This window comes from Pseudophaeobacter sp. (genome assembly GCF_039971195.1).
Classification (GTDB): Bacteria; Pseudomonadota; Alphaproteobacteria; order Rhodobacterales; family Rhodobacteraceae; genus Pseudophaeobacter.
The window spans coordinates 1-8,693 of sequence record NZ_JBDWPJ010000079.1; the positions used below are offsets into that span (position 1 = coordinate 1).

The window sequence follows — 8,693 nt, forward strand, 5'->3', positions numbered from 1 at the left end:
AATCCTGAAGAGGAAGAAGACCCCACATTCGAGCCTATGGGGCTTGGAGGTCCAATGGATATCGGCGCGATCGATATTCCGGAAGTTGCGAGCGAGGAAACTTATCGCATCCACTTCCGTCCTCTGAAAGACATGTACAGCACCGGCAACGAGCCTATTTTCCTGTTCCAAGCTCTGCAAGAGATGGGAACCCTGGACATTGAGCTCGATGACTCTGAACTGCCTGGTTTTGACAGTATTGATCCAGAAGAAAGCTACCTGAGCTGGAACCTTACTCTCACCACCACAGAAGCACGATCCACTGTAGAAGCCGTCTTCGAATTTGTCGAAGGCCTCTGCGAACTTTCCATCGATGGTGATGGCGACGCTGAAGCTGATGCAAAAGCACTGGCTGCCTTGGAGGCTGCCTTCGGCACGGCTCCGGACATAGCCGAGCCCACTCCCGTAGCGGAGCCTACAGTTATGGTTGAAGAGACCCCTGCCGCCCCTTTTGAACAGCCGGCCCCTGCGCCAACCCCGGAGGTGAAACCGGAAGCAACCGGAACCAAGCCTGCGGCCCCCAAAGCTGAGACCACAAAATCAGAGCAGCGTGGTCCTAATCCAACCCTGCGCGTGGATCTTGAGCGGGTGGACCGGCTAATCAATGCTGTTGGGGAGCTGATCATCAACCATTCGATGCTGGCACAGCAAATTGCCAACCTCGATGTGGACGATGTCCGAGATGTTGAAACTGAACTGGAGGGCTTTAAGAACCTGGCCCGCGATATCCAGGAAGGTGTCATGTCCATTCGCGCCCAACCGGTTAAGCCGCTGTTCCAGCGCATGGCTCGGATTGTCCGCGAAGCCTCCAGCGCCACTGGTAAAACTTGTAAGCTGGTGACTGAGGGTGAAAATACCGAAGTCGATAAGACAGTGATTGAACGTCTGGCCGATCCCTTGACGCATATCCTGCGGAATGCGGTCGACCACGGCATCGAAAAGCCCGAAGATCGCGAAGGCGCCAACAAGGAACGAATTGGTGAAATTCGTCTCTCCGCGTCGCACCGTTCCGGTTCGGTCTGTATCGAAGTCAAAGACGATGGCGCTGGGGTGAACCGCCCCCGTGTGAAGCAGATCGCTATCGAAAAGGGTCTTATTCCAGAGAACGCTGAGCTCACCGATAGTGAGATCGATAACCTGCTGTTCGCTCCAGGCTTTTCCACCGCCAAAGAGGTCTCTAACCTCTCCGGTCGTGGGGTTGGCATGGATGTTGTGAAAAACGCAGTGACCGGTCTTGGCGGGCGGATCAATATCTCTTCCACCCCGGGCAAAGGCTCGACCTTTACGATCATTCTGCCTCTGACCCTTGCGGTTATGGACGGTATGGTTGTTTCGGTTGCGGACCAGACAATGGTGGTTCCGATCACCTCGATTGTCGAAACAATGCGCGGCAACGATGACATGATCAACAACCTGGGCGCCGATGGCACATTGCTATCGATCCGCGGCAGTTTTGTTCCGATCTGTGATGTCGCCGGAGCGCTTGGCCTGCGGAAAGAAGACAGCGATCAACCCCCTGGCGTCTACCTCCTGGTGGAGACCGAAACCGGACAACGCAGCGCCCTGGCAGTGGATGACATCCATGACCAACGCCAGGTCGTCATCAAAAGTCTGGACGGTGTCTGTGGAGAAATTGCCGGCGTCGCAGCCGCAACCATCCTTGGGGACGGCAAGATCGCGATGATCCTTGACCCAGAAAGTATCCTGGCGGCCTCGCCTGCGGCAGGCGCCTTTGATTCCGAGCGGAGAATGAGCAATGCAAGCTGAAGTAAAAAGTAACGATCAAGAGGTTAAGCACGCTCAGTTTAGCGAGTTTGTTAGCTTCACCGTCGCCGGACAGGCTTTCTGTCTGAAAATCACCCAGATCCGGGAAATCCGGCGCTGGTCCCCAGTGACCATCCTGCCCCATGCGCCTTCGGACGTTTTGGGTGTGATGAACCTGCGTGGCGCAGTGATCCCTATCTACGATCTCTCGGCCCGCTTTGGCCTGGAAACAACCGAAGCCAGCGAGCGGAACGTTGTGATCGTGGTCTCCTCTGCGGGTAAACCTGTTGGCCTGTTGGCTGAATCTGTCTCCGAGATCATCTCGATCAATCCGGAAGAGATTCAGGAAACTCCACCTGTCGATAGCCGCAATACCATGGAGTACATCCAGGGCATCATCTCGCATGATGAAACAATGGTGCGTATCATCAATCTGGATGCGGTCATCTCTGTTCCGGAGCAAGTGCTCTAATGTCTGTTGCGGGTCCCATAGAAACTCCTTCCGACGGGTTCACCCTGACGGATCAGGATTTCGAGGCAATCGCCGATTTTGCCTATAAACACTTCGGACTGGCGATGTCGAGCAGCAAGAAACCTCTGGTTTCTGCGCGGCTGGCCCGCCAGTTGAGACAGCAGAATGTTGTGAATTTCAAAGACTACCTGGCTGCTTTGAACGGCAAGAACAGTGACAAGGAACGCAGCAAACTGCTGTCGCTCCTGACCACCAATGTCACGCATTTCTTCCGTGAACCGCACCATTTTGAAACGCTGCGCAACGATGTTTTGCCGCCGCTGATCGAAAAGGCGCGCAACGGCGGACGGGTTCGGATTTGGTCTGCTGGCTGTTCAAAAGGGCCTGAACCCTTTACGATGGCGATGATCATTCACAGCATGTGTCCGGATATCGGCAAGTATGATTTCAAGATCCTGGGTACGGATATTGATCCCCAGGTTGTGGAATTTGCCAAGGCGGCCAAATACCCGCAGGACGAAATTGACCAGATCCCTTCTGAGTACCGTAGCCTGGTACCCAAGATGGATCCGGATGGGCGGATGCCCGAAAACTTGAGGTCGATGATCACCTTTGGGGTGCTGAATTTGATCGAACCCTTCCCCTTCAAGGGAAAGTTCGACGCGATTTTTTGCCGCAACGTGGCCATCTACTTTGACACGCCAACCCAGCAAAAAGTCTGGCTGGCTTTTCAGCAGAATTTGACCCCGGGTGGATATCTCTTCATCGGCCACTCCGAACGAATGTCCGGGCCTGCAGAGAAGAAGCTAAAGACATCTGGAATCACAACTTACATCAACACTCCGCCCGGAGGCGATGCTCAGTAAGCGAGCAGACAAGAGCAACACGAGGAAAAAAATCATGAGCTTAAAAGACTCTCTACGCGTAATGGTCGTCGATGATATGTCCACAAGCCGCGGGATTATTACCCAGTGTCTTGATGAGCTTGGCATCAAGAACTACATGGTGGAAAACAACGGCCAGTCTGCGTTTCAAAAGCTGACAACCACGCCGGTTCACCTGGTTTTGTCCGACTATAACATGCCGGGCATGGATGGTTTGGGTCTGCTGCAGGCAGTCCGGGGCAATCAGGCCACAGCGCGTCTTGGCTTTATTCTGGTGACGGGTAAACCCACACCAGAAATCATCGAAGTAGGCAAAAAGCTTGGGTTGAACAACATCATCCGTAAGCCTTTCACTGTCTCGACGATGCAGCAGGCCATCGAACAGGTCGTCGGGCGACTCTAAACATGGAAGAGCAACGCAACACAATTTCTGGACTCAGCGCGATTTCCGCAAGGGAAATGCGGCAGCTGTATTCCAAGGTGCAAGCCTTAGAAGACGTGGTGCACGATATTTTTGATCGCGGCACCAAGCCTAACCGCCAGGAAACGCAATCACTTCAGGATTTTGACCTGGTGATGCAGACACTGGCCGGTATGGCTGGCTTCTATGAGCGGATCGAGGCCCAGGTTCTGGACACGGGTGAGGCTGACCTTCACGCGGCGACAGACACGGTCACCTTGCAAAAACTGCGCGAGCGCCTGCGTGAAATCGGAAACTTTGTCCCCAGCTGAGGGTCCTGTTTCCAGCGGCGCACGCCGAATGCTTAAATCAAAGCCGCTTGAGCATCTGCTTTAGCGGCTTTTTTCCTTTCCTTGCCGCATCAGCGCGTTAGATTACCTTTAGTTTTGTTACTTGTATTCGTTGGTATTGATATGGCTGGTTTTCTAAAAACCTTGGCAATTGTTGCCTGTCTCACCCTCCCCCAGATGGCGGAGGCGGCGCGAGACAAAATCGCTTTGGTGATTGGCATGGCCAATTATCAGTTTCTGCCGCCTCTGCAGAACACCCTCAAAGATGCCAATGGCATGGCGCAAAGCCTTGAAAATATTGGTTTTGATGTCACCCTCTCCCTTGATTCCACGACCCAGGACATGACCCGGGTCTTGGAGGATTTTGCCTTTCGCTCCGAAGTGGCAGATCTCGCCTTGATCTATTTTGCCGGTCATGGGGTTGAGGTGCAGGGGGAGAATTTTCTGCTGCCAATTGATGTCAAGGCAAGCAACAACCGCGATATTCAACGCCAGTCAGCCTCGCTAAAGCAGCTCTTGGCGGCCGTCGACAATGCACGAAAGATGCGTATTGTCATTCTGGACAGTTGCCGGGACAACCCGCTGGGCGATGAGATCGATCTTGATACCGTTGCCGAAGCCCAGGCTGCCTCGGATCAGACCCGGGGTGGCGGTGGTGGCATGGCAGCAGTGGATCCTGATCGCGGAACGCTGGTCGCCTTTGCAGCGCGGGATGGTCAGGTCGCATTGGATGGAACCGGTGACAACAGCCCCTATGCCGAAGCCCTGATGAAAAAAATGGCGCAGCCCGGGCTGGAAATCAGCCTGATGTTCCGCCAGGTTCGCGATCTGGTTTTGGAAAAGACCGGAAATCTGCAAGAGCCCCACACCTATGGCTCTCTGACAGGTGTACCCTTTTATCTCTCACCAGCTGATGGAGGCGCAGATTCAGTTGGCACATCAGAGGCTTGGTCCTCGATGAAGCCAGATCAAGAAGAGCAACTGCTTGCCCTGGCGGACCTTGGGGATACCCGGTCTATGCTGGGTCTCGCCTATATGCGGCTCAATCCCAATGTCGGCCGGTTTGATCCCGTAGCAGCGGTCTCCTTTTTGCAGCGCGCGGCCGATGCCGGGGCACCCGAAGCACAGTTTGAACTCGCCAAACTCTACGAGCGGGGCACCGGCGTCGCTGCCGATCCACAAAAAGCGCTGGAGCTCTACCAGGCCGCCGCCTTGCAGAACTTTCCTGATGCAATAAATGATCTTGGGTTTTTGCACCATCAGGGCGGCCTTGGACTGTCTGCAAATCCCCAAAAAGCCTATACTTTCTTCCAACGGGCAGCGGAACTACGCCATCCGCAGGCCCAGTTTAACTTTGCTGCATTGATCGATGATGGTCTTGTCCCCGGCAAAGGCCCTGAAGAGGCCGCCGGGTTTCTCTATGCGGCGCTGCGCTCTGGTAGCACCGATGTTTTGAACCTGCTGAGCGAAAGGCCCAATATGTTCAAGCTGGAAACCCGCCGGGCGCTGCAAAACAAGCTGCAAGAACACAAGTTCTATCAAGGCAGCATTGACGGTGATTTTGGTCCTGGCACCCAGCGGGGCATTCGCAGGGCCTATGGGTTGGAAGACTGAAATTTAAGTAGCCAAAAGGGTCTAACATGAACAGCGTTTTAAGAATTGCCTTGGGAGCTGCCGGTTTTTTGGCCATAAGCCTACCCCTGCCTTTGCCCGCACAACCCACCGGTAGCTACAGCTATAGCTACGACGAAGAAGGCGACCCCGCATCCGGGTCTCCCACCACTCAGGTTTCCTCAATACCCGAGATTGCGACGCGGCTAGCGTCAATGAACTCCCTCTGCACTGGTAGTGGCGGCTATACAGTGGATTGTCTGGCTGAGCGGATCGAAGCCTTGGAACAGGACGCCGCCAATATTGGCGGCCATACAGAACTCAAACAAATCCTGCGCGACACCGCAGAAGAGCTGCGCAATCTGGCCCGTGAAAATCGTGATCCCGCAAAACCACGGGCACGCCTCATAGGACCGGACGGCCAGCAATCAACCCGCCCGTTGGTGGCTGTTGCTCCAGACCGACGTCGCGGCACCCATGAGCGGGCCATTGCTATCCTTGAGGAGGCAGAGACCAGATTGCTCAGGTCTTCTACGCAATCCGTTGAACGTGCCAATCAATACCAACAGGTGGCACAGGCATTGGGCTCCAACAAGGTGTTGCTGCGCTCTTAACCTCAGAGCAAACTTAACTCATCTCGCCTTCACAGGCGGCCTTCGCTGATCCAAGCGTCCAGCTGGCGGCGACTGATTTCAAAATGCATGCTGTCCTCGCGGCGAAATCCCGCCCCCCAGACCCAGCCTTCGTCAAAAAAGAAATCCGCCATAATGGTCAGGCCCAATTGGGTTTTCCCATCGGTGAAATTGTCCAACTGCCCGTCAATATTCAGATCCACCGCCAACCCGTAGCTATGAGTAGAGAGCGAATTTGTTGTCCCCCGGATGCGGCGTACACAAAGCGCTCCTGCGGTATTTATGCGGTTATAGAGATCCGGATCCGCCTGACGGATATTTTCAAAAACAACTTTCAGGCTTTCGATCGCCGGGCGCAGCATACTGACCCGGATTGGCCCGACCTGCTCGGTCACCAGCTTTGCCTTCAGCTCGGGGTTTGTCATTGGCTGACAGGTGTCATTCAGGGTTTCGCGCGGACGTCCCAGACGTTCGGTCAGGTATTTGCCACCGGTTACCTGTAACCCACGATTGACATTGACCCGATCCGCAATCAGCACAACCTGGGCGTAGTCCAAATCAGCCCCTTCGGTCTGGTCCCAAATCTCACGCTCGGCCTCAGCCGACGAGGGTTCTGCGTTCATTTGCCCGCCCGTGGCAAGCGGTAAGCGAGTCACCTCTGTCTGCAGATCTGTCAGCCGCAGCTGCAGATCTTCAATCTGCTGGCGCAGCATCTCAATTTCGATCCGGGCGGTAGAATCAACCGAAGCCCCCTGAAAATCCTCTTCGGACAGCATCCATTTTAGACCAATCCAGACCACAGGCGCCAACAGCAGCCCAAAAAACACAATAATCGCCGGTAAGACCCGCATAACACCCTCAACTCATTACCAGCCTATTCAAGGCCTAGGCGGCTGGCGAGTAAAGCCTTTTGTCGGCGCAACGGCTGTAAATACCAAAAGCCGTAACCACATCCTGCCCATTGGCAGAATGGATCCTGTGGTATAGAGTTTTTAGGTGATGTTTTTAAGTATAGGGGACACGTTATGGTCCGCGACAGTATTATTACCGCCTTCGTATGCTCTGCTCTGTTCTTTCCGGTCTCTCAGGCCCATGCCCAAGACAGCGATCAGGAATTAACCGTCGAAGAAATCACCAAGGCGTTCCAACAACAAAAGACCCGTGGTCTGGTCATTGCACCAAGTGGGGCTGCGACCGCTGGCCTCGCCGTTGACGATCAGGAAACTGCGACCGTCGCTGCCGCCACCGAAGAATACACTCCGGTTGAACGGCAGGCACAGATCAACGTCCAGATCTCCTTTGATTTCGACAGTGCAACCCTGCGACCAGATCAACAGCCCAAGCTGGCCAATATGTGTGCCTCCATGCAGGCTATGCAGGGTACGGTCTTCCAGATCATCGGTCATACGGACAGTTCTGGCTCCGCCTCTTATAACGAACGGCTTTCGCTGTTGCGTGCCCAGGAAGTGCGACGTCACCTGATCAGTTCCTGCGGGGTCGAAGAAAACATGCTCAAGGCGATAGGAATGGGTGAAACCGCGCCTTACGATGCCAATGATACGCGCGCCGATGAAAACCGTCGGGTAGAATTTCAGGCTCTGGGCTGACTTGGTGCCCCTTACCCTGGCCAAGGCCTGGCCTGACTGTGCAAAGCCCCATAGGTTTTGCGCAGTTCTTGTTGCGGGGCCTTCAGACAGCAAGAACACTATATCCCTGTACAAGGATTGGCAGCGATGATCAGCTCCCGGCCCAGTGACCTATTTCAGCCCGGTGATCTGCTGAACAATACCTATCGAATTGAGATGCTTTTGGGCCGGGGGGGCACCTCGGATGTCTACAAGGCGCGTTCGGAGATCTCTGGCAATCTGGTTGCTATCAAGGTTTTGAAACAGGAACTTTCGGGCAATGAGGACTTCACGGTCTTGATGGCCCGCGAAGAAAACATCCGTGAAATCCGCCACGACGCAGTTGTGCGCTATTCCGAAAATCACCGCACCCCAGATGGCCATATCTATCTGTTGATGGACTACATTGACGGTCCCGGCCTCGACAAGAAGCTCAAGCAGGGACCGATGTCCGCCGATGACCTTCTGGTCATTTGTCGTCGTGTGGCCGAGGGGCTGAAAGCCGCCCATAGCCGCAATATCGTGCACCGGGATCTCAGCCCGGATAATATCATTCTGCGGGATGGCGACCCCGCCCAGGCGGTCATTATTGATTTTGGCATCGCCAAAGATACCAACCCCGGCGCAGAAACCATTGTTGGCAACGAATTTGCTGGGAAATACTCCTATGCAGCACCAGAACAGATGTCAGGACAAACAGATGCCCGGGCGGATATCTATTCTCTGGGGGCGCTGCTGCTAGCCAATTTCCGTGGCGCGCCGCCTTCGCTTGGCGACAACCCCATGGAGGTGGTTGAGAACAAACAAAAACCGCTGGACACTGAAGGACTGCCGCCCCGGTTCAAACGTCTGGTGGAGCGGATGTGCGACCCGGATCCCAACTGCCGTCTGGCCAGTGCTGCGGATGTTCTGGTCT

At 54.8% G+C, this 8,693-nt stretch carries 10 protein-coding genes; 9 read left to right on the forward strand and 1 reads right to left on the reverse strand.

All coding sequences use genetic code 11. The features are described from left to right. From ABJP42_RS06950 to ABJP42_RS06980, 7 genes are all read left to right on the forward strand, one after another. On the forward strand, window positions 1-1,806 hold a 1,806-nt coding region (locus ABJP42_RS06950; RefSeq protein WP_348339606.1), incomplete at its 5' end, for a chemotaxis protein CheA. Further along, window positions 1,796-2,275 (forward strand): chemotaxis protein CheW, encoded by a 480-nt coding sequence (locus ABJP42_RS06955; RefSeq protein WP_054462171.1) that lies wholly within the window; start codon window positions 1,796-1,798, stop codon window positions 2,273-2,275. The genes ABJP42_RS06950 and ABJP42_RS06955, both read left to right, overlap by 11 nt. After that, on the forward strand, window positions 2,275-3,141 hold the full coding sequence (locus ABJP42_RS06960) for a CheR family methyltransferase (protein WP_348339607.1): 867 nt from the start codon (window positions 2,275-2,277) through the stop codon (window positions 3,139-3,141). Before ABJP42_RS06955 ends, ABJP42_RS06960 begins: the two co-directional genes overlap by 1 nt. Before the next feature lie 34 nt (window positions 3,142-3,175). Beyond that, window positions 3,176-3,562 (forward strand): response regulator, encoded by a 387-nt coding sequence (locus tag ABJP42_RS06965; protein ID WP_348339608.1) that lies wholly within the window; start codon window positions 3,176-3,178, stop codon window positions 3,560-3,562. Between the two features lie 2 nt (window positions 3,563-3,564). Next, window positions 3,565-3,891, forward strand: a complete 327-nt coding sequence (locus ABJP42_RS06970; protein ID WP_348339609.1) for a DUF8776 family protein — start codon at window positions 3,565-3,567, stop codon at window positions 3,889-3,891. A gap of 141 nt (window positions 3,892-4,032) precedes the next feature. Next, on the forward strand, window positions 4,033-5,523 hold the full coding sequence (locus ABJP42_RS06975) for a caspase family protein (protein ID WP_348339610.1): 1,491 nt from the start codon (window positions 4,033-4,035) through the stop codon (window positions 5,521-5,523). A 92-nt stretch (window positions 5,524-5,615) separates the two neighbouring features. Next, window positions 5,616-6,134 (forward strand): hypothetical protein, encoded by a 519-nt coding sequence (locus ABJP42_RS06980; RefSeq protein ID WP_348339611.1) that lies wholly within the window; start codon window positions 5,616-5,618, stop codon window positions 6,132-6,134. A gap of 29 nt (window positions 6,135-6,163) precedes the next feature. On the opposite strand, the gene ABJP42_RS06985 is transcribed toward ABJP42_RS06980, so the two are convergent. Next, entirely contained in the window at window positions 6,164-6,979 is an 816-nt protein-coding gene (locus tag ABJP42_RS06985; RefSeq protein WP_348339612.1) for a M15 family metallopeptidase, read from the reverse strand. Between the two features lie 198 nt (window positions 6,980-7,177). Here ABJP42_RS06985 and ABJP42_RS06990 point away from each other — a divergent pair, with 198 nt between their 5' ends. Both ABJP42_RS06990 and ABJP42_RS06995 read left to right on the forward strand, forming a co-directional pair. Next, a complete protein-coding gene (locus ABJP42_RS06990) occupies window positions 7,178-7,759 on the forward strand; it encodes an OmpA family protein (protein WP_348339613.1) in 582 nt (193 codons plus the stop codon). 126 nt (window positions 7,760-7,885) lie between these two features. Continuing rightward, the coding region (locus ABJP42_RS06995) for a serine/threonine-protein kinase (RefSeq protein WP_348339614.1) at window positions 7,886-8,693 on the forward strand (808 nt) is incomplete at its 3' end.

Coding starts and splice junctions, on each gene's coding strand:
- ABJP42_RS06955 (WP_054462171.1), top strand. CDS start 1,796: ATGCAAGCTGAAGTAAAAAGTAACGATCAAGAGGTTAAGCACGCTCAG.
- ABJP42_RS06960 (WP_348339607.1), top strand. CDS start 2,275: ATGTCTGTTGCGGGTCCCATAGAAACTCCTTCCGACGGGTTCACCCTG.
- ABJP42_RS06965 (WP_348339608.1), top strand. CDS start 3,176: ATGAGCTTAAAAGACTCTCTACGCGTAATGGTCGTCGATGATATGTCC.
- ABJP42_RS06970 (WP_348339609.1), top strand. CDS start 3,565: ATGGAAGAGCAACGCAACACAATTTCTGGACTCAGCGCGATTTCCGCA.
- ABJP42_RS06975 (WP_348339610.1), top strand. CDS start 4,033: ATGGCTGGTTTTCTAAAAACCTTGGCAATTGTTGCCTGTCTCACCCTC.
- ABJP42_RS06990 (WP_348339613.1), top strand. CDS start 7,178: ATGGTCCGCGACAGTATTATTACCGCCTTCGTATGCTCTGCTCTGTTC.